This window comes from Dactylosporangium sp. NPDC000521 (assembly GCF_042898305.1).
Classification (GTDB): Bacteria; Actinomycetota; Actinomycetes; order Mycobacteriales; family Micromonosporaceae; genus Dactylosporangium.
In genome coordinates this window covers 166,936-188,254 of record NZ_JBIAYW010000001.1, presented here as the reverse complement: position 1 = coordinate 188,254, position 21,319 = coordinate 166,936, and the positions used below count along the sequence as shown (strand labels likewise).

The following is a 21,319-nucleotide window of genomic DNA, read 5'->3' as shown; positions in this document are numbered from 1 at the left end:
CGTTTCCCTACTTGCCGGTGGCCGGTTCGGCCACGATGTCGTTCATGACAAGCCGCTCGAGTTGCCCCGCGAAGTTCGCGAGGACCGGATGGTCGAACAGCAGCCGCACGGGAACCGCGCAGCCCAGCGTCTCGCGCAGCCGGCCGACAGCCCGGGTCGCGGCCAGCGAGTGCCCGCCGAGACCGAAGAAGCTGTCGTCGGCGCCGATGCGATCGGCGGTGAGGATCTCGGCCCAGACGTCGGCGACCAGCTGCTCCATCATCGACTCGGCCGGCCGGTGCGGCCGGTCCTCGCCAGGCTCGGGCAGCGCGCCCAGGTCCACCTTGCCGCTGGGTGTCATCGGCAGCGCGTCGAGCACCACCCAGCGGTGCGGCACGAGGTAGGCGGGCAGGCTCGCGCGCAGGTGGGCGGCCATCTGCCCGGCGGTGACCGGGCCAGCGACGTAGCCGACGAGGTGCGCCTCCGCACCCTGGCCCCGCGCGGTGACGACCGCGTGCTCGACGTCGGGGTGGGCGCGCAGCGCGGCCTCGATCTCGCCGAGCTCGACGCGGTAGCCGCGAATCTTCAGCTGATGGTCGCGCCGGCCGCAGAACACGATCTCGCCGTCCGGCCGGCGGCGGACCAGGTCCCCGGTGCGGTAGCACCGCCCGCCGGGCACGACAGGGTCGGGCACGAACGCGGCCGCGGTCAGGTCCGGCCGGTTGTGGTAGCCGATGGCCGGCCCGGCACCGCCGATCCACAGCTCGCCCACGACGCCCGCCGGGACGAGCCGTTCCAGCGGATCCATGACGTACAGCCGCTCGCCGAGCATCGCGTGCCCGATCGGCACGGCGTCGCCGACCTCGAGGACGCGGAACGCGGTCGACAACACGGTGGCCTCGGTCGGGCCGTACGTGTTCCACAGCTCCCGCACCACCGGCAGCAGCTCCCGGGCCAGGGCCGGGTCGAGTGTCTCGCCGGCGGCCCACACGCGCAGGTCCGCCCCGCCGGTCCAGCCCGCCGCGAGCAGGGTGCGCAGGATCGTCGGGGGCACGTTCATCACGTTGACGCGGTGCTCGGCGATCTGGCGGCCGAGGCGGTACCCGTCCACCGCGCTGTCGCGGTCGACGACCACGCAGCAGGCGCCGACGCCGAGCGCGGACCAGATCTCCGCGCACGAGACGTCGAAGCTGAGCGTGGCCACGGCGAGCATCCGGTCCCCGGGCCCGAAGCCGGGCTCGAAGCGCAGCGCCTCGGTGAGCGCGGCGACGCTGGACTGCGCGACGGCCACGCCCTTCGGCTTGCCGGTCGAGCCCGAGGTGTACAGCAGGTAGGCCCGATCGCCGGGCCCGACGACGGGGAGCCCGGCCGCGGGCTCGACAGCGGGCACAGCCGGCACCCGGTCCAGGTCCAGGTCCAGGTCCAGCGCGCCAGACCCGGCCGCGGCGGCGGTCGTGGACCGGCAGAGCACGGTCTTCGCGCCGCCGTCCGCGGCGAGCCAGGCCAGGCGTTCGGCCGGCAGCTCCGGCTCCAGCGGCAGGTAGGTCGCCCCGGCCCGCCACACCCCGAGCAGCGTCGCCGGCATCCGGTGGTCGCGCGGCAGGCACACGCCGACGACATCGCCGGGCCCGATGCCCTGACCCAGCAGGACCGCCGCGATCGCGGCCGAGTCGTCCCACAGCTGCCGGAACGTCATCTCGTCGTCGGCACCGACGACGGCCACCTCGTCGGGGCGCTCCCGCACCTGCCGCTCGATCGCCTCCACCGCCGTGGCCGGCGCGCCGGCCGGGACCGGCGGACCGGCGGCCAGGTCGAGCAGCTGCGCCTCCTCGGCCGCGGTGACCAGCGGCAGGCGGTTCAGCGGGCGATCCGGGTCCGCGGTGACCTCGGCGAGCATGCGCAGAAGCCGGTCCGCGAACTCCTCCACCCACTCGCGGTTCGTGAGGCCGGTGTCGTACTCCACCTGAAGCTCGACCCCGTCGGCCGTCTCGTTCACGAAGACGGTCAACGGGTTCTGCGCCCCGCCGCACCCCAGCTCGCTGAGCAGCTCCAGCCGCACCCCGCCCCGCTCGACCCGGACCGGCATCCCGGACGGCTGCGCGGAGAGCACCACCGGGGTGAGCATCGCCCCGCGTGACTGGGTGCCGACGGCCGCGAACAGGTCTTCCGTGGACGGCCGGGGCCGGTCCAGCGCGCGGGCCGTCGTCGCCGACGCGGCCGCGACCGTGTCCCGGACGGTGGCCGCGGGCTCGAGCCGCAGCCGGACCGGCAGCACGTCGACGAGCGGGCCGATGACCCGGTCGAGCTCCGGCCCGGCGCGCCGGGCCGCGACCACGCCGACCAGCACGTCCCGGCGGGCGGTGAACCCGGCCAGCAGCAGCCCGAGCGCGGTCAGCCAGTCCGCGAAGACGGCGGTGCCGCTCGCCGGCGGCACCGGGCGGGTGATCCGCTCACCGCGGAAGCTTCCGGTGCCCGAGAACAGCTCGCTCGGCGGCGACGCGCCGGCCAGTTCGTCCCGCCACGCGTCCGTCGCGCCGCCGGGCGTGAAGGCGAGGTCACCGACCTGCACCGGCGGTGGCTCGACGGTCCCGGGCGCGGCCAGGTCCGTCGCGAGCTCGGTGAGGAACGTGCCGGTGGACCAGCCGTCGAAGGCCATGTGGTCGGCGACGACCACCAGCTCCGACACCCCGGCGGCGAGCCGGACGAGCTCGACCCGCAGCAGCGGCGCGGTGCCGGTCAGGTCGAAGGCGTGACGGGCGGCGGCCTCGGCGATCGCGTCCGCCCGCCCGGCGCGTTCGGCCGCGGGCCGGTCGCGCAGGTCGTGCTCGACGACGGGGACGTCCGTCCACCCGCCCACGACCGCGATCGGCTCGCCGTCGCGCTCGACGATCCGGCTGCGCAGCACCTCATGGCGCGACACCAGCGCGGCCAGCGCCGAGCGCAGGGCGGGCACCTCGACCGGCCCGGTGAGCCGGACCCGGAACGCCACCGTGGTCACGGCCGGCACCGAGCCGACCTGCCGCAGCGTCCACAGGCCACGCTGGGTCGCGGTGAGCGGGTACTCGAGGACGCCCTCGTGCCGCACCGGACCGTTCGCGACCGGGGCTGAACCCGTCCGCATGAGAAGGGCGAGCGCGGCGACGGTCGGCTCGGCGAGGAACGCGGCCAGCGGCACCGTGGTCGCGAACTCGCGGCCGGCGAGCGCGCAGACCCGGGCCGCGGCCAGCGAGTGCCCGCCGAGGTCGGTGAAACGGTCGTCGACCCCGACCTCGTCGATGCCGAGCACGTCGCCGACGATCGCGGCGAGCCGCTCCTCGGCGGGCGTGCGGGGCGCGACGAACGCGGTCTCGGTCCCGCGCCGGGCCGCGACCGCGGGCAGGGCCGCCCGGTCGATCTTGCCGTTCGGGCTCAAGGGCAGCCGCTCGGTGATCGCCAACCGCGTCGGCACCAGGTGCTCCGGCACCCGGCGGCGCAGCCACGCGCGCAGGCTCCGCTCGTCGAGGCCGGTCGCCTCCACGTGCCCGACCAGGTAGGACACACCGTCCTCGTCGGCGGCGGCGACGACGCCGGCGCGGCGCACGGCCGGATGGCGGACGAGGACCGCCTCGACCTCGCCGGGCTCGACCCGGTAGCCGCGGATCTTCACCTGGTCGTCGGCGCGGCCGGCGAACCGCAGCACTCCGCCGTCGGCGCGGACCAGGTCGCCGGAGCGGTACCAGCCGTCGCCGAACCCGCCGCTGTCCCGGTTCAGGTAGCCGCGGGCGACGACCGGACCACCGATCCACAGCTCACCCAGCTCGCCGTCGGCGACCGGCTGCCCGTCGGCGTCGCGCACGGACATGACGGCACCGGCGATCGGGTGCCCGATCGGCGGCTCGCCGACGTCGTCGCGGCCGACCTCGGCGATCGCGCACGTCGTGGTGCACTCGGTCGGGCCGTACAGGTTGAGCACCCGGCGCACGCCGGGGTTGGCGTAGATCCGGTCGACCAGCGCCCGGGTCAGCGGCTCCCCGCCGGCGAACACGGCCCGCACACCGCTCGGCAGCGGCGACCGCAACAGCGCGGCGAGCGCCGACGGTACGCCGTAGACGGTCGTGACCTCGTCGCGGGCCGGCAGCGCGGGCAGGGCGAGGACGTTCTCGGCGAGGATGACCGTGCCACCCGTGACCAGCGGCAGGAACAGCTGGGTGATCGACGGGTCGAAGCAGATCGACGCGGTGGCGAGCAGGCCGCGCAGCTCCTCGGCGGTGTACGCCTCGGCCTCGTACCGCAGCAGGTTCATCGTGTTGCGGTGCTCGACGACGACGCCCTTGGGGCGGCCGGTGGAGCCCGACGTGTAGATGACGTACGCCGCGTCGGTGCCGTCGCCGGGTTGGTCGAGCGGGGTCGCGTCGGCGTCCTCGCCGATCTCGTCGACCGCCACCGCGACAGCGTCCAGGCCGGGCCACGCCGCGGCACGGGTCGTGGCGACGAGCCGCATCTTCGTGTCGGCGGCGATGTATGCCAGCCGCTCCGCCGGGTACGCCGGGTCCATCGGCACGTACGCGGCGCCGGTCTTCAGCACGCCCAGCAGCGCCGGGAGCAGGTGCTCGTCACGGCCCAGGCACACGCCCACGAGCTCACCGGGACCGGCCCCGGCCCGGGACAGCTCCCGGGCGATCTGGTTCGCGCGGGCGTCGAGCTCCGCGTAGCGCATCCGGACGGTGCCGGCGATCACGGCAACCCGGTCCGGTGTGCGCCTTGCCTGGTCTTCGACCTGCTCGTGGACACGCTGAAACACGCCAGCCCTCCCCAATTTCAGACGGCCGTGCGTTAGCCGTTTTCCTGCTCGAAATAATGCCGCACCAATCAAGGGGCATTCTCGTGTGCATCCACTGCGGTCAAAGGGCCCGTGATCACCGGAAACGCGGTCTCACCTCGCAGAACGGACGCCGACCGGCGTGCGGCGAGGGGAAACCCTACCGACCACCCTAGTGATGATTTGGCCGGGATCGCCCTACCTGCGAGTCTGTTCACATGGCACGAATTGGGGTTGTGGCGCCACGGAATCTCCCGCGGACCGGGTGCTGACGTATGCCCGCCGGGCCGAGCAGCCCGAATTCGAGCAACTGTGAGCGATATCCATCACGTGTAGCGGCTGGTCTCGAAGCGGTGTAGAGCGAGAATGGCTCGCATGTCGGATGGCGAAACGCGCCGGCCACCCGGAGCGGGTGGCCGGCGCGGCGGGAGTGGGTTCAGTAGATGTAGTTGCAGACGCTCGTGACGCGTTGGAAGCCGACCCGCAGCGTGCTGCACATGTAGCCGCTCTGGGTGCCGGTCAGGCTGGAGATGCTGCGGGACACGCCGATGTAGGGCGCCCAGGCAGTGCCGTAGCTGCAGTTGTAGTTGTGGCCGGAGACGTAGGTCGTCTTCCAGTTCCAGGCGTTGTCGAAGAACTCGGCGGTGACGTCCCAGTTGCACAGGTTGGGCGCGTAGAACTCGCCCTGAACGCCGCTGACCCAGGTGCCGCTGCCGACGATCGTCGCGCAGTAGCTACCGCCCGGGACGGAGTAGCCCGCCACCGTCCGCGTGCCGTAGACCGTGCAGCCCTTGGTGTCCGCGTACGCGGGCGTGGTGGTGGTGAGTCCAACGCCGACGCTCACCAGCAGCGCGGTGAGGGCGACGGCGATCCGCTGCCAGTACTTCAAGGTGGTCTCCTGTCGTCTGTGCCCACACGCCGCGGAAGCGCCGTGCGGGACGTCGGTTGAGGCGGCGGTGCGGGGTGCGCACCGGGCCGCCGGGGTCCGATGGTCGGCGGGAGCGGGGCCGGCGGGGAACAGGTGGGGCGATGTCCGTACAAGGTCGGACGGCTTGTCCGTGTACGGACCGCCGCCCGGACGGCACGTTGTACGGACTTTGTACGGACCCGGCGGCGGCCCTGTTCACAGGTCCGGCGCTCGGCTGTATTTGCATACGGTCACGGGGTTGCGAACGCGGAGTACGCCAGCACAGGGAGGGGACCGACGCAGTGTTGACCGACCCGCACGGGCCCGGCGAGACCGCGGCCGCGAGCCGGGCGCAGCGGGGCATGGAGCACCTGGAGGCGTACGAGCTCGGCCTCGACGACGCCGATCTGGCGGTGGCGCTCGAGGAGCTGACCGCGGCCACCGAGGACGGCGGCGACCACCCGGACCTGCCGTTCTGGTGCTACGCGAGGTCGATCGCCCACGCGTACCGCTGCGATGAGGGCACGCCGGAGGACGCCGCGCTGGCGATCGCCTGGGGCGAGCGGGCGTTCGAGGGTGCGGGGCCGGGGACAGTGGACCGCGGCACGGTCGCCGTGATGCTCGGTGACTACTACTGGGGCCGGTACGCCGAGCAGCGGGACGAGCCCGGCGCAGCGCAGCACCTCGACGTGCTCGTCGACGCCCTCGCGCGGATCCAGGTCGACGACGCCGACCCGTACGTGCGGGACAACCTGCGGATGATGCTCGGCGCGGCGTACGCCGAGCGGTTCACCAGCGGCGAGGCGCGGGCCGACCTCGACATGGCCATCGCCTGCCTGGCGCCCACGGTCGACGACCTCCCGGCCGGGATTCCGGAGCTCGCCGCCGGTGCGCTGGCGCTGTGCACCGCGTACTACCGCCGCAGCGAACTGGACGAGGACCCGAAGAGCATCGACCTCGCCGTCGAGATCGCCGAACGGACCGCCGCCCGGCTCGATCCGCGGGAGCCCCGGGTGATCAACCTGCGGTGGTCGCAGTACCTCATGCTGTCCCTGCGGCTGGAACGCGCCGAGGACCACCGCGACCGTGACGAGGCGATCCGGTGCCTGCGGCACGCCGCCGACCTGTCCGAGCAGCCGGATCCCGAACTGGCGATGGCGCTGTCGGAGCTGCTCATCGACCGTGGCGAGTTGTACCAGGACGCCGACGATCTCGCTGCCGCGGCGCTGTGGGCCGGCGTGGCCACCAACCTCGACCCGGACGGCGACGACTCGTGGTATCCGCGGCTCTCGCAGTGCGTCGCGTTCCTGATGAGCTGGGAGATGTTCGAAGACGCCGACGACGCCGGGCGGCTCGTCGACGCGCTCACCGGCATGATCGACGCCGGGACACCGGACCGCGACATGCTGCTGATGGCCCACCGCTACCGCCTCGGCGCGCAGATCGAGCTCGACCGGCGACGGGTTGCCGCCGGTGAGGTCGAGGAGTCCGATGCCCTCGCCGCGCGGGCCGCCATGGTCGAGGCCGCACACCAGGCGGTGCGCGGCGAGCCGGGCGAGGACGGGCAGATGCGCTCCCGCCTGGCGGGCATGGTGCTCGGGCAGCTGGTGAAGGCGGTCGGCAGCGAGCTGCTGACCCCGGACACCGTCGACCTGCGCGGGCTGCTGGTCATCGCCCGCGAGCACCCGGTCGACAACGAACAGTGGCCGCACATGCTCGCGATCGCCGAGAGCGCGATCGGCATGTACGAGGCGCGAGACGGCGCGGAGGGCGGCGACTACGGCCTGCCCGCGCTGGTCGAGGCGCTACGGATGCCGGAGTTCGACACCGAGACGACCGGTGAGCTGCGCCGGATGGTGTCCATGGCGAAGTACATGCGGGGCACCCACACCGGCGACATGCGCGACCTGGACAGCGCGATGAGCGGGCTCTACCAGGCGCACAAGGACGCGGCCGGCAACCCCGCGCTCGCGCAGCACCTGGAGATGATGCAGTCGTTCGCCGTGCTGGCCCGCACCAGCTCCACCAGCAGCACGACCCTGCTGGGAACCCAGTCGGCGGAGGCCCTGGCCTCGATCGCCGGGGACGGCAGCACTGCGGACGTCTCCGGCCGGTACCTCGACGCGCTGCTGCGCGTGCAGGCGGCACCCGGCGGCGAGCGCGCTGCGGCCGGGTTCACGGCGATGTTCGACGCCATGGCGAACGGCACCGCGTCCGCCACCGCCGGGCTGTTCGGCTATCAGATGCATCAGTTGATGCAGGCCGTGCTCTGCGCGGCCCGCTGCGTCCCGGCCTACGCCACGGGGGTGCCGGCCGAGATGGAGGCCGCCGGCCGCGCCTTCGTCGAGGCGGTCGACGCCGTGAGCCGGTCCCAGCCGGTCCGCGGTGATCTGCTGGTCCTCGGCGGAAGCCTGGCGTTCAGCCTGCTCGAACATCATCCCGACCCGGTGATCGAGGACGCGGCGCAGCGCTGGGCGCGGGAGAGCGTGCAGCGCTGCCGGCAGCCCAGCGACCGGATGTGGGCGTCCGCGCGACTCAACCTCGCCCGGTGGCACCGGCGGCGGGGCCGCGCCGACGATCTCGCGGAGTCCCGCGCCTACGGCCTGGCCGCCATGCACGGACGCACCTGGCAGATCGTGCTGCAGTCGGGCGTCGACTACGGCCTGCAGGCCGCTCGGCGGCAGGCCGACGACGTGCGGATGGTGACCCGGTGGTGTCATGCCGACGCAGTCGCCTCCGACGCCGCCGGCCGCGGGCCGATCCTGGCCGACCTAGTGCAGGCGCTGGACGCCGGTCGCGGCATGGTGCTCGGGGTTGCCGCCGCGGGCGGCGCCATCCATGACGCGCTGGTCGCCCGGGGGAAGCCGGAACTCGCCGCGGAGTGGCTGGCCGGCGACCGGCTCGATGGCCCCGATGCGCTGTTCGACCTCGCCGACCTGCGGCACCGGGTGGTGAGCGGGCTCGCGCAGGACGCAGACGACGTGTCGCTGCTGGCGCCGGTGACGGTCGAGGAAATCGGCGCGGCGCTCGCCGGGTCCCGCCGGGACATACTCGTCTACCTGGTCGCCGGCGATGAGACCGGGCCGGGCTTCGCGGTCCTCGTGCCCGCGGACGGCGCCGTCGAGCTGCTGCCGCTGCCCGCGCTGCGCGCCGACGACTCGCCGCTCGGGTGGTATCTGCACACGTTCCACGGCGCCCAGGTGCTTGCCGGCGGCGACCTCGACGTCTGGCGCTGGTCACTGAGCCAGCTGTCCGCGTGGGCGTGGCGGGCCGCCATGGGGGCGCTCGTGGAGCGCTGCCGTGAGCTGGTGCCGGACCGTCCACCGCGGCTGGTGCTGATCCCGACCGGCATGCTCGCCATCGTGCCGTGGCACGCCGCGTGGCGGCTGGTCGGCCGGGCCGAGCGCCGGTACGCGGTGCAGGACGTCGCGGTGTCCTACGCCCCATCGGCGCGCATGTGGTGCGAGACGGTCCGGCGCCCGCCGGTGACCTCGGGCGCGTCGTTGGTGATCGGCGACCCGACGGGTGACCTGCCCAGCGGCGTCGACGAGGCGGTCGCCGTCCATCGGGCGTTCTACTCCGACGGCGGGTACCTCGGGCAGCCCGGGGCGATGGCGTCCGGGGCGGGCACCCCCGCGGAGGTCCGCGGCTGGCTCGCCGCCGCCGATGCGCCGCCCGCCGCGGTGCTGCACGTCGCGTGCCACGGCGTCGTGGACGCAGAGCGGCCGGCGCAGTCCCACCTGCGCCTCGCCGGTGGGGCGCTGCGCGCCGACGACCTCATCCGGCTGTCCGTCGGGCACCGCAGGATCGGCACGGTGGTGCTCGCCGCGTGCACCACCAATGTCGGCGGCACCGAATACGACGAGGCGCTGACCCTGTCCACGGCGTTCCTCGTCGCCGGCGCCGCGTCGGTCGTCGGCTCGATGTGGGCGGTGCCGAGCGCCAGCACCGGCCTGATGATGTACATGCTCCACCACTTCCTGCGGGAGGCGCCCGACGACCCGGGCGAGGCGCTGCACCGGGCGCAGCTGTGGATGCTCGATCCCGGGCGGCGGCTGCCGGAGGGCGCTTCGGCGCTCGTGCGCCAGGTCAACCTGGACCGATTGGTGGAGCCGTACCGCTGGGCCGGCTTCACCCATCTGGGCCGTTGAATGGGCCGACCGGCGGCGGCAGGCGGATGTGCCGGTCCGGCGATCCCGTCGTCCGGCTGCACCCACCCGCCGCCGTGGTCAGAGTTCGGCGGACCTCGTCATGGACACCGAACGATTCACGTACGGTCTGTGGCTGTCAACGGCAGTCGATGGGTCCCACCACATGCTCGGGGGTGCCGCGTTGAGTTCCGGAACGTCATACGACTGGGCGTACGAGCGCGAACGGGAGCTGCAGCGGCAGGCGGAGCTCCGCGCCGAGCTGGAGCGTCTGCGTGCCCGGAGCCGGTCGCTGAGCCGGCTCCACGCCGCACTGGCGTCCCAGGGCATCCGCGCCGAGCTGCCGCGCATCGCTGACGTGCCACAGGACGCGACATCGGCGCAGCTGAGCATCGTGGTGACGGAGGCCCGCTCCGGCCTCGACGCCCTGCAGGAGCGGCTCGACAACGCGACCTCGCGGCGCGCGCAGGAGCGGGCGGCGCGCTGGGCGGCGCTGCCGGCTGCGGTGACGGAGCTGCCGCAGGAGCCGTCGCTCAGCGCCGCGCTGGCCGAGGCGCGGGCGAAGGAGCAGGCCGCCATGGTGACCAGGCTCGCCGGCGCCGCCGTGGAGCTGGTCGAGACCGAGGCCCCGCGCTGCGCCGAGGACGACCTGTCCACGCTGACCGACCTGGCCGGGCGGGTGGCCGGGATGGACGTCGCGCACGCCCGCCGCGCGCTGACCGATCTCGAGTCGCGGGTGACGACGTCGATCCGGGGCCGCCGCGACCGGGAGGCCGCCGAGCAGCTGCGCGCCGAGCTGTTGTGCCTGACGGGGGAGCTGGGCCAGCAGGAGCGGACGGAGCTACGCGAGCGGCTGGCCGCGACCGACGACCGGGACCTGGCCGGGCTACGGCCGGTGATCGAGCAGGCCGCCGCCGGTGAACGCCGCCGCCGGTCCCGGACCGAGGTCGCCGAGCAGGTCCTCTCGGCGCTGCGGGCGCAGGGGTACGAGGTCGGCGAGTCGTTCGAGGACATGCTCGCCGACGGACGGGACGTGCGGCTGCTGACGTCGACGAACGCGCCGGGCTACGGCGTCCGCGTCACCGTCGATGAGCACCGCGACCAGATCCTGACGACCATCGTGCGTCGCGACGACGTCGACGACGGTGGTGACCAGCGCGCCCAGCAGCTCGTCTGCGCCGACCTCGCCCGTGTCGAGGAGGTGGTCGCCACCGGCGGCGTGCAGCTGCGCGCTGTGCTGCGCCGCCCGCCGCGGGCGCAGGTCCCGACGATGCCGGCGCGGCACTGGCCGGCACAGCAGACCCAGGCCCAGATCGACGCCCAGCAACAGGCGCAGGAGCAGGAGCAGCGACGGCGGGCGGCTGAGCACGAACGGCAGCGGCAGGCCGGTCAGCGCACGAGCGGGAGGTCGGCGTGAAGTCGCTGGAACACGACGCGGCGATGCCGGCCTGGGCCCGAGAGATCGACCTGTCGCTGCCCCTGCACCCGCAGATCCTGCTCAGCGGCAATGTCCGCGACCTGTACCCGGTGGCCACCCCGACCGGGGACGGCGTCGAGATCGACCTCGTCGACCTGGCCGAGATGCTCTGGCGGGTCATACTCGCCCGCGGCTACTCGGCGATGCTGCTGCTCGACCCGGTCACCGCGAAGCTTGACGCGCGCGCCGTCGATGACGACCCGCCGTCGTGGATCACCCCGCTGCTGCAGGCCACCTACGAGACCCCCGCCGCGATCAGCGAGCTGCTGGTCCGGGTGGTGCAGAACCGGGAGGCACCGGTCGCGCTGGTCCTGCCGTACACTGCCCGGCTCGCGCCGGCGGACGGCATGCTCGACCCGGCCGACCGGGCGCTGCTGGGCCGGGCCGAGGCGCTGGGCCACCAGGCCGTACCGACCCGCGGGGCCGGGCCGAGGACCGCGATGGCGCCGTACAACACCACGGTCTGGGTCTGCGAGCGGCAGGAGGAACTGCACCCCGCGTTCGCCATCGGCAGCCGCGCGCTACGGGTCGTGCCGGTCCCCCGCCCGACCCTGGACGTGCGGGCGGCCGCGGCCGCCACGCTCTTCACCGACGCCTCCGACGACGAACGGGCGGGCCGGGCGCGGGCGATGGCCGAGGTGACGCACGGCATGACGGTCCGCGACCTGGTCGCCTGCGGCCGCCTCGCCCGCGACCGCGGCATGCCGGCCGAGCGGTACGCCGACGCCGCCCGGCTCCTGCAGGTCGGCATCACCGACGATCCGTGGTCTGCGGACCGGCTCCGGGAGAAGATCGGCACCGCCGAGGCGTACCTCAACGAGCGCGTCGTCGGGCAGGAGCGGGCGGTGCGCAAGGCCGTCGACATCCTGATCCGCTCCGCGGTCGGTCTCAACGGCGCCCACGTGTCCAGCTCCCCGAGCCGGCCGCGGGGCGTGCTGTTCCTCGCCGGGCCGACCGGCGTCGGCAAGACCGAGCTGGCGAAGGCGATCGCGAGCCTGGTCCTGGGCGCTGGTGCGGAGCCGCTGCGCTTCGACATGAGCGAGTTCCGCGCCGACGAGGCCCATCAGCGGCTCATCGGCGCACCGCCCGGCTACGTCGGCTACGCGGCCGGCGGGGAGCTCACCAACGCCGTGCGCGCCAACCCCGTCTGCGTCCTGCTCTTCGACGAGATCGACAAGGCACACCCGAGAATCTTCGACCTGTTCCTGCAGATCCTCGAGGACGGCCGGCTCACCGACGGCCGCGGCGCGACCGTCTACTTCACCGAGTGCTTCCTCGTCTTCACCTCCAACCTCGGCGTGAGCGGGCAGCAGGGCACGTCCCCGGGCGCACCGGGCACCCCGCCGGGCGGACCCCCGGCCGTCAGCTACCACACCCAGCCGGCGCAGGTGGAGCGGCTGCTGCGCGACGCCTTCACGACGTTCTTCAACCAGACGCTCGGCCGCCCGGAGCTGCGCAACCGCTTCGGCGACAGCTACGTGGTGCTCGACTACATCCGTCCCCACGTCGCGCCCCGCATCGTCGCCAAGGCGCTGCGGTCGGTCGCCGACCGTGTCGAGCGGGTCCACGACCTGCGCCTGGAAGTCTCGCCGGAGGTCGAGACGAAACTCAACGACATCGTCGTGGAGCGGCTCGCCGACGGCGGCCGCGGCATCGGCACCGTGGTCGAGACGGTGGTCGTCAACCCGCTCGGCCGCTGGATCTTCGAGAAGGCGCCGCTGCCCGGGTCCGTCATCACGCTGACGTCGATCGTCGGCATCGACGATGAGTGGCACGTGGAGGTCGGCTGATGGCCAGGGTGGCGCGATCCTTCTTCCCGGTGACGGCCCTCGGGCCCGGCCGGCGTCTCGGCGTGTGGTTCCAGGGCTGCCCGATCGCCTGCCCCGGCTGCATGTCGCGGGACACCTGGACCGCCGACGGCGGCCGCGAGGTCCCCGACGCGTGGTTCGGCGACGTGTGGGCGGCGGCCTCGACCCGCGGCGCGACAGGCCTCACGGTCAGCGGCGGTGAGCCGACCGAGCAGCCGGAGGCGCTGCTGGCCCTGCTGCGCGCGGTGCGGTCCGCCGCGGTGCCGCCCGGCGCCGACCCGGCCGACGTGCTCGTCTACACGGGCCGGGAGCTGGAGGACTTCGAGGCGCTCGTCCCGGGCGGCCTCGGCCTGGTGGACGCGGTCATCACCGGTCCGTTCCGGGTGGCGGAGCCGACCACCCTGATCTGGCGCGGTTCGGCGAACCAGCGGCTGCACCTGACCAGCGACCTCGGCCGGCAGCGTTACGCCAGGTTCATGACGCACCGGCCGGACCGGCCACCCATCCAGGTCGTCGTCGACGAGCACACCGTGTCCTACGTCGGGGTGCCCAGGACCGGCGACCTCGTCCGGATGGAACAGTCCGTCCGGACCGCCGGCGTCAAGCTCGGGCGGCCGTCATGGCGGCCGTGACGTGGGTGTGCCCGGTCCCGGACTGCACGGTCCGCCGCGACCGCCCGGGCCAGTGCCGTGTCGACCTCGTCCCGCTCGTCCGCGAGCAGATCGAGCCCCCGCCCGGGCGCGAGCCCGAGCCCCGGCCCGAGCCGGAGGCGCCGCCGTCCGGTCTCGCGCTCGACTGTCCCTGGGGTCAGATGGTCGACATCCCCGGCACCGGCCTGGAGATCGGCCGATCGGCCCCGTCGTTCCGTGGCGGCGGCATCGACGCGTTCGACCAGGTCTCCCGCGTCCACGCCCGCCTGCTCTGGCAGGACGGGCAGCTCCACATCCTGGACCTGCACTCCGCCAACGGCACCTTCGTGGACGGCGTGCCGGTCGGCACCGAGACGCCGACGGCCCTGAAGCCCGGTCAGCAGCTGCGGCTCGGACTCGACGTGCCATGTCAGATCGTGCAGCTCAACGAGTACGGAGAACCGACGTGACACCAGAGGAAGCGCCGCTGAACGACCCGCCGACCCGCCTGCAGCAGCAGACCCGGCGCGGACCGTCCGCCGCACCGCGGACCGAGCTCCAGCCGGGAGCGACCAGAATCCAGAGGGCTCCGACCCCCCGGCCGGCCGGTGACGACGGCCCGGCCGTGACCCGTCTGCAGCCCGGTCCCCGGATCGGGCGGGACACTGCCACCACCACCGGTGCTGGGCAGTTCGTCCCCCAGGAACTGCTGGACCGCTACGTCATCGGGCATCAGCTTGGCAGCGGCGGCGAGGCCACCGTCTGGTACGCCCACGCCGTCGACAACCTCGCCGTGCCGGTCGCGTTGAAGGTGTACCGCCCGGGCGACCCGTTCGACGACGGGCTCCGCCGACGCCTCGACAACCCCGCGCTGCACCGCTACCTGCCCCGGCTCTTCGGCTACGGCGTCGCGCACACCGCCGACGGCATCGGGGTCGGCTGGGAGGCGATGGAGTACTTCCCGCAGGGCTCGCTCACCGACCTCGTCCGCCGCGAGGCACCCGACGGGCTGCGCCTCCCCGAGCCGCGGCTGCGGGCGGTCCTGGCAGAGCTCGTCGACGCGCTCGACTTCTGGGAGACCATCGTCAAGCGGCGCCAGACCGACCTGTCGCCGGGCAACGTGCTGGTCCGCTCCGACGGCCCGCAGCCGCAGCTCGTGCTCGGTGATCTCGGTGGGGTACGCAGCACCGGCGCCAGCGAACGGTTCGGTGACTTCATGGCGAAGGCCGCGTACATGTCGCCGGAGGCCCTGGCCGGCCTCAACGACCCGCGCGGCCCGTACTGGAGCCTCGGCGTGATCTGCTTCCAGCTGCTCACCGGGCACCTCGTATACGGCTCCGACCTCACCGAGGACACCATGCGGGTCGCGCTGGTCCTCGACGAGCCCGACGTGGCGGAGCTGCCGGACGCCTGGCAGGACCTCGTCGCCGGGCTCCTCACCCGCCGCCCGGACGACCGGTGGGGGGGCGCCGAGGTCCGCGGCTGGCTCGCCGGCCGGAAGATCCCGGTGCGCCGCCGCACCACGTCCGTCGTCAGCGCGCCCATCACGTTCGCCAGCACCCCGTTCCGCGACCCCCAGGCGCTCGCCGCCGCGATGCTCGACGCGAGCGAGGAGGCGGCCGAGTGGCTCAGCGGCGCCGGGGCGGCCAGGCTGCGCGACTGGCTCGCCGACGACGTCGCCGACAACCGGTTCGACCGGGGGCTGCTGGCCGACATCGCCGGCGACCGGGCCGGCAACCGCATCGCGGCCCACGTCGCGGTGGTCGCGTTCGCCGCCACGTACCTCGCTGAATACCCGCCGCGCTACCGCGGGCAGCCGGTCACCGTCGACCGGCTCCGGGCGCTCGCCGGCGACCCGGCCCGCCATCAGCTGCTCGTCGAGATCGTCCGCCACGGTGTGCTGCCCTACGCCGCCCGGCACCGGTGCGAGCACCCCGGCTGCTCCGCCGGCGCCTCCGCCGGCAACGACAGGTGCCAGGTCCTCGCCGAACTCGGCCGGCGGCTGCCGCGCGCGGTCACGATCGCGGCCAACAGCCTGGCGTCGCTGCCCGCCGAGTTCGGCGACAACGACGCGGAGCAGGCGGCGAGGCTGGGCCCGGCCGGCCGGGTGCTGACCGACGCCGTCGAGCGGGACCTGTGCGCGGACGCGATCCTGCTGGCGACCGGGGTCGAGGCGGTCGTGCAGCGCCGCCGGCGGCTCTTCATCACCAGGGGTCCTGCCGAGCCGTGGTGGCGCCTGCGCCGCCGGGCCGCCATGCGAGCCGATCCGGCTGCCGCCGACGGGCTCGCCGCAGTCATCGTCGCCGGCGCGCTGCGCCCGTTCGCGCGGGACTACCAGCGGGCGCTGTCCGCCGCGCGCCGCGCCGCCCGGCGCGACCCCTCGGCGGGCTTCGCGGTGCCGTCCTCGGTCGGCCGGGTCCTGTCCCGGCTGGACGGCCGGGCCGGGCAGCACACCGCGCCGTGGCTCGTGGTGGTCCTGCTGGCCGTCGTGGAGGCGCTCAGCGTGCGGCCGATGCTGTCCAGCTGGCCCGGTGACATGCCCCAGCTGTCCGACCTGATCTGGACCGGGGTGTACCGGCTGCAGCCGCACGTGCCCGCCGCGGTCACCGGCGCGGCCGACCCGCTGGCCGCCTGGATCGCCGACCTGGTGCCGGAGGCGGCACGGTGGGCTGGCCTACTGGGCGTCGCGGCGGTCGTCCTGGTCTGCCTCAACCTCGCCCGCAAGACGACGGGGACGGGGACCGGGCCGCGACTCGTCCGCATCGGCGCGGCGGTGACCGGGCGGCTGGTCATGGTGGCGTACGTGCTGCACCTCGCCGTCGGCACGCTCGTCCCCGTCGCGGCCGGGCTCACCGCGACCTCTCCGCTGTTGGTCGCGGTCATCATCGGCGCCGCGGTGATCCTCTTCAGGGCCTTCGCCGGGCAGTCCAGCACGAGGTACCAGCCGCAGCCCGCGCCCTGGCCGGCCCGGCTCCTGGTCTCCGGCGGGCTGCTCGCCCTGACCGTCCTGATGCTGCAGCACGCGCCGATGCCGGGCACCGCGGTGCCCACCGGGGCGCCACCGGCGCGGTCGACGACCTCGCAGGGCGGGGCGCCGTGAAGCAGACCACCGACTCCCCCGCCGCCATCGTCAGCCGTCAGCAGTTCACCCACCAGCTCGTCCTGGCCCGGCGGGCCGCGGGTCTCACGGTGCGGGAGGTGGCGGCGGCGACCGGACTGCCGGTCAGCACCGTCGGCGGCTACTTCGGCGGCAAGCACCTGCCGGGCCGCAATCCGCCGGACATCCTCCGGCGGCTCCTGGCGGCGTGCGGCATCACCGACGAGTCCACGGTCGCCCAGTGGGAGGACGCGCTGCGACGGGTCCGCCCCGGACACCAGCCCGGACACCAGCCCGGCCCCGGCGATGGTGCCGGCGATGGTGCCGGCGGCGCATGGCCCGCCGACGCCGATCCGCCCGTCGGGACCCGGCTCTCGCACCCGTCGGACGGCAGTCCCGGCGGGACCTCGTCGCCGGCGTACGTCCCGCGACAGCGGGCCGAGCCGCCGGCCGAGGCGGACGGGCCGGGCCGCTTCCGGCGCACGGCGCTGGTCTCGACCCGCCCGCCGGTGGGCCGGCTCGCGGTGGAGCCGACCCTTCGCGGCCGTGACGAGTTCGTCGCGCAGCTGGTGGCCGGGCTCAGCGCCACCGACCCCGACAGCACCGACGGGCCCGACATCCCCGGACAGGCCGGCGGCGTCGATGTCCCGCGCCCCGCCTACGTGCTGCACGGGCTCGGCGGCAGCGGCAAGACCACGATCGCCCTGGCCGTCGCCAAGGAGGCACTGGCCCGCAGCGTCAGGACCTGGTGGGTGTTCGCCGGCGGCGCCGAGTCCGTCTGGGCCGGCATGCTCGCCCTCGCCGCCGAGCTGGGCGCGAGCCCCGACCAGCTGAGCACGGGCAGCTCCCCGGACCTGCTGTGGCGGCTGCTGGCCGAGCACCCCGAGCCGTGGCTGCTGATCATCGACAACGTCGACGACCCGCGCGGCGGACTCGCCCTGCCGGGCAGCGAGCTCACCGACGGCACCGGCTGGCTGCGGCCGATCGAGGGCCGGCACGGCATGGTGCTGCTCACGACCCGCGACGGCCGAGCCGTCACCTGGGGCGACCCGCCGCCGCCGTGGCTGCGGCTGGTGCCGGTCGGCCCACTGTCCGAACAGGACGGTGGACTGGTCCTCACCGAGCTTGCCGGACCCGCCGTCGGCAGCCGGCAGGACGCAGAGGACCTCGCCGAACGGCTCGGCGGCCTGCCGCTCGCGCTGCGCCTCGCCGGGCAGTTCCTGTCGCAGGCCGGCCGGATCCCGCCCGCGCTGGCCGGTCCGCGGCCCGTCCAGACGTTCCGCGCGTTCGCCGACGCGCTCGCCGAGGGGCGCCACGAGGAGCTGTTCACCCATCCGTCGGAGGCCGCCGGCACCGCGGACCGGCGCGCCCGCGACCTGATCGGTCGTGCCTGGGAGCCGTCGCTCGAGCTGCTCGGCGAGCGGGGCGTGCCGCACGCCCGGGCGTTGCTGCGCCTGCTGGCCTGCTTCGAGCCCGGGCCGGTACCGCACGGGCTGCTGCTGGTGCCGAAGCTGCTGGCCGACTCGGCGCTGTTTCCGCACGCGGACCGGTATCAACTGTGGGAGGCGCTGCGCGCGCTGCACGGCCTCGGGCTGGTCGAGGTGGTCCACACCGAGTCCACCGACCCCGCACTCGCCACCGCGCTCGCCATCCACCCGCTCGTGCGGGAGACCTCCCGCCACCAGCCCGACCTGCGGGCCGACGTCCACCGGTACCTGGCGCTGCTGGCGCGGCTGCTGGACCGGGTGACGGCTGCCCTCGACCCGCGCGACCTGACGTCGTGGGAGCGCTGGCAGGTGCTCGCCGAGCACTGCCAGAGCCCACTCAGCCTCGTCCAGGAGTACAAGATCCACGCTCGGGACGTGCCACCGGACCTGCTGGCGCCGGCCATCCAGGCGACCCGCTTCCTGCGGGCCACCGGACAGCTGCGGCGCGCCGCCGCCGCGCAGGAGCGGATGCTGCGGATCGGGCAGCAGGTGTTCGATGCCGAGCACCCGCAGGTCCTCGGCGTCGCCCACGAGCACGGCCGGGTCCAGTACGACCTCGGCCGGCTCGACACCGCGGTCCGCGAGCTGCGCGCCGTCCACGCGGCGCGGGTGCGGGTGCTCGGCCCGGAGGACCCGGACACGCTGACGACCCAGCACTACCTGGCCCGCGTCCTACGCGACCGGGGCGAGCTCGGCCGTGCCGAAGGGCTCCTCAGCGACACGCTACGGCTGCGCCGGAAGGTCCTCGGCGAGGACCACCCGGACACGCTGACGACCCGCAACGTCGCCGCCGACGTGCTGCGTGCCCGCGGCCGCCACGACCTCGCCGGATCGGAGCTTGACGCGGTGTTCACCGCGCAGCGGCGGATCCTCGGCGCGGAGCACCCGGCGGCGCTCGTCACCCGCTACCACCTGGCTTTGCTCGCCCGCGACCGCGGCGACCTGCGGGCCGCCGCCGACGGTCTGACCGAGCTCGTCGAGGTCAGCCGGCGGGTCCTCGGCGGTGAGCACCCGCGCACGCTCACCAGCCTGCACGCGCTCATCGACGTCCGGGCCGACCTGGGCGAGCTCGACGAGGCGGAGACCGCGGTCCGGTCGCTGCTGGACGCGCGGCGGCGCACCCTCGGCGACGAGCACCCGGCCACCCTCGCGACCCGGCACCGGCTCGGGCAGATCCTGGCCCGCCGCGGCGTGTACCAGGCGGCGGAGGAAGAGCTCAGGATCGCACTGGACGGTCGGCGCCGGGTGCTCGGCCCGCGGCACCGGGACACCGCCGCCAACCGGGCTGATCTCGACGCACTGCGCCAACGACCGGCCGGCCGGAGCCGCCCGGCGGATCATCGAGGAGCACGACCGCATGCAAACTTGGATTGACCCACGGCTCGCCGACAAGCTGGGCCCGGCCGCCGCGACCGCGCTGGCCGAGTCGGCCGCCTTGCGGGGGCTCGAGTACCGCTACGCAGGCTGGTTCGTCAACGGCCGCTCCACCGCGAACGTCGCCGCCGTCTTCCAGGTCGGCACGGGCCCGGCGCGCAAGCTGATGCTCAAGCACGACGTCGCGGACAGCGGGCATCTGGACCTGGCCGAGTTCGCCCGGCACAAGGACGCGCTCGCCGACGCGCCGGACTACGCCAAGGCACACCTCAGCGCGCCGTTCGGCGAGCCGATCCGGGTCGGGGACGGATCCTGGATCACCTTCCAGGAGGTCGTCGGCGGCAGCTTCCTCGACCACCGGGTGCTGTCGGCGCTGCTCGCCGGCGTGCCGCAGGCGAAGGTGACCGGAGTCGACCGCCGCCTGGTGACGGCCTGCGACCGGGACAGCTTCGCCGCCATCTGCGCGGCGGTCGTGCGCGGGCTGCTCGCCGGCTGGGCCGGCGAACCCAAGCTGGAGCCGATGCCCGTCGCCGAGGTGCTGCGCCGGCACCTGCTGCACCGCCTCGATCCGGGCCAGCCGCTGCACCGGGAGGCGGCCGGCTGGCCCGAGCGGTGGCTGGAGCTGCCCGGCGAACCGCGCCGGCTGCCCAACCCCTTCGCCCTGGCCGTGGACCCCGCGCTGACCGCGAATCTCGGCCCGGTGCAGGTGGTGGTCGGCCCCGCACACGGCGACCTGCACCCGGAGAACATCCTGGTCAGCACCGCGTTCAACCCTGAGGACCACCACCTCATCGATCTCTCCCGGTACGAGCCGCGGGCGCCCCTGACCCGCGACCCGGTCCAGCTCATGCTGACGGTGCTGGACCGCACGATGGACGAGCGCAGCGACCAGCAACGCGAGCTGCTGCTGGACCTTCTCGTCGGCCGCGGCACCGACGGGCGGGACCTGCTGCCGCGGTGGCTGCCGGAATTCGCCGACCGGCTGCGGGACGTGCAGCTCGCCTGGATCCGCGACTACAACCTCGTCGACGAGTGGCGGCAGCAGTCCCTGCTGTCCCTGTCGGCCTGCGCGCTGATGTTCCTGGCCCGCCCGACAACCGCGCCAACGCACCGGGAGTGGTACCTGCGGCTGGCCGCCCGGGCAGCCGCGGCCTTCCTCGACGGCGAGACCGGCGGCGACCTGCACGACCTGAACGACGCGACTGGCGCAACCGGGACCACCGCGCCCAGGAATGTGGTGACCGGCCGGACCGCCGGTGCCCGGCGCGACACCGGCGCCGATCTGGTCTCCCAGTTCTGCGCGAATCTGCCGGCGCTGCGGGACGCCGCCCGCCGGCGCGACCTGCTCCCCGTCGTCGACGACCTGGTGGTGCGGGCAAGACTCGGCCAGGACATCACGGCCGACTACGCCGCGCTCCTCAGGCTGCTGGCCGCCGAGGACGAGGACGTCCGGCACGGCCTCACCGGACTCGGCGGCGGCACCCCGGTCGCCGGCGAGGTGTTCGTCTGCCCGCTGTCGCGCCCATGCGGCCGGGAGACCCGGCGGCAGCCCAGCGGCGCAGTCCCGCGCTGCCTGGTGCGGGGCACGGCCATGCCGCGGACGCTGCGGTAGCCC

The 21,319-nt window shown here is 74.4% G+C and carries 10 protein-coding genes; 8 read left to right on the top strand and 2 right to left on the bottom strand.

Going from position 1 to position 21,319, the window contains the following annotated elements:
• Positions 1 to 7: 7 nt before the first annotated feature.
• Positions 8 to 4,759, bottom strand: a complete 4,752-nt coding sequence (locus ACFY3L_RS00885) for an amino acid adenylation domain-containing protein (RefSeq protein WP_389317041.1) — start codon at positions 4,757 to 4,759, stop codon at positions 8 to 10.
• 454 nt (positions 4,760 to 5,213) lie between these two features.
• On the bottom strand, positions 5,214 to 5,666 hold the full coding sequence (locus ACFY3L_RS00880; protein ID WP_389317039.1) for a hypothetical protein: 453 nt from the start codon (positions 5,664 to 5,666) through the stop codon (positions 5,214 to 5,216).
• A gap of 323 nt (positions 5,667 to 5,989) precedes the next feature.
• Between ACFY3L_RS00880 and ACFY3L_RS00875 the strand changes: the two genes are divergently transcribed.
• The 8 genes from ACFY3L_RS00875 to ACFY3L_RS00840 all read left to right on the top strand — a co-directional run bounded on the left by ACFY3L_RS00875 (position 5,990) and on the right by ACFY3L_RS00840 (position 21,316).
• The gene (locus ACFY3L_RS00875) at positions 5,990 to 9,835 is read left to right on the top strand and encodes a CHAT domain-containing protein (RefSeq protein ID WP_389317036.1); all 3,846 of its coding nucleotides are present in this window, start codon (positions 5,990 to 5,992) and stop codon (positions 9,833 to 9,835) included.
• A 181-nt stretch (positions 9,836 to 10,016) separates the two neighbouring features.
• Entirely contained in the window at positions 10,017 to 11,249 is a 1,233-nt protein-coding gene (locus ACFY3L_RS00870; RefSeq protein WP_389317033.1) for a hypothetical protein, read from the top strand.
• The gene (locus ACFY3L_RS00865; RefSeq protein WP_389317030.1) at positions 11,246 to 13,099 is read left to right on the top strand and encodes an AAA family ATPase; all 1,854 of its coding nucleotides are present in this window, start codon (positions 11,246 to 11,248) and stop codon (positions 13,097 to 13,099) included. The genes ACFY3L_RS00870 and ACFY3L_RS00865 overlap by 4 nt, the downstream gene beginning before the upstream one ends.
• Entirely contained in the window at positions 13,099 to 13,749 is a 651-nt protein-coding gene (locus ACFY3L_RS00860; protein ID WP_389317027.1) for a 4Fe-4S single cluster domain-containing protein, read from the top strand. Before ACFY3L_RS00865 ends, ACFY3L_RS00860 begins: the two co-directional genes overlap by 1 nt.
• Complete coding sequence (locus ACFY3L_RS00855; protein WP_389317024.1) at positions 13,737 to 14,216, top strand: FHA domain-containing protein; 480 nt, start codon at positions 13,737 to 13,739, stop codon at positions 14,214 to 14,216. The genes ACFY3L_RS00860 and ACFY3L_RS00855 overlap by 13 nt, the downstream gene beginning before the upstream one ends.
• A 155-nt stretch (positions 14,217 to 14,371) precedes the next feature.
• Positions 14,372 to 16,846 carry a hypothetical protein gene (locus tag ACFY3L_RS00850; protein WP_389317021.1) on the top strand — a complete coding sequence of 825 codons (2,475 nt, stop codon included), beginning with the start codon at positions 14,372 to 14,374 and terminating at the stop codon, positions 16,844 to 16,846.
• Complete coding sequence (locus tag ACFY3L_RS00845) at positions 16,843 to 19,704, top strand: tetratricopeptide repeat protein (RefSeq protein ID WP_389317018.1); 2,862 nt, start codon at positions 16,843 to 16,845, stop codon at positions 19,702 to 19,704. The genes ACFY3L_RS00850 and ACFY3L_RS00845 overlap by 4 nt, the downstream gene beginning before the upstream one ends.
• Positions 19,688 to 21,316, top strand: a complete 1,629-nt coding sequence (locus ACFY3L_RS00840; RefSeq protein WP_389317015.1) for a hypothetical protein — start codon at positions 19,688 to 19,690, stop codon at positions 21,314 to 21,316. Before ACFY3L_RS00845 ends, ACFY3L_RS00840 begins: the two co-directional genes overlap by 17 nt.
• Positions 21,317 to 21,319: the final 3 nt, after the last annotated feature.

Coding starts and splice junctions, on each gene's coding strand:
- ACFY3L_RS00860 (WP_389317027.1), top strand. CDS start 13,099: ATGGCCAGGGTGGCGCGATCCTTCTTCCCGGTGACGGCCCTCGGGCCC.
- ACFY3L_RS00855 (WP_389317024.1), top strand. CDS start 13,737: ATGGCGGCCGTGACGTGGGTGTGCCCGGTCCCGGACTGCACGGTCCGC.
- ACFY3L_RS00840 (WP_389317015.1), top strand. CDS start 19,688: ATGCAAACTTGGATTGACCCACGGCTCGCCGACAAGCTGGGCCCGGCC.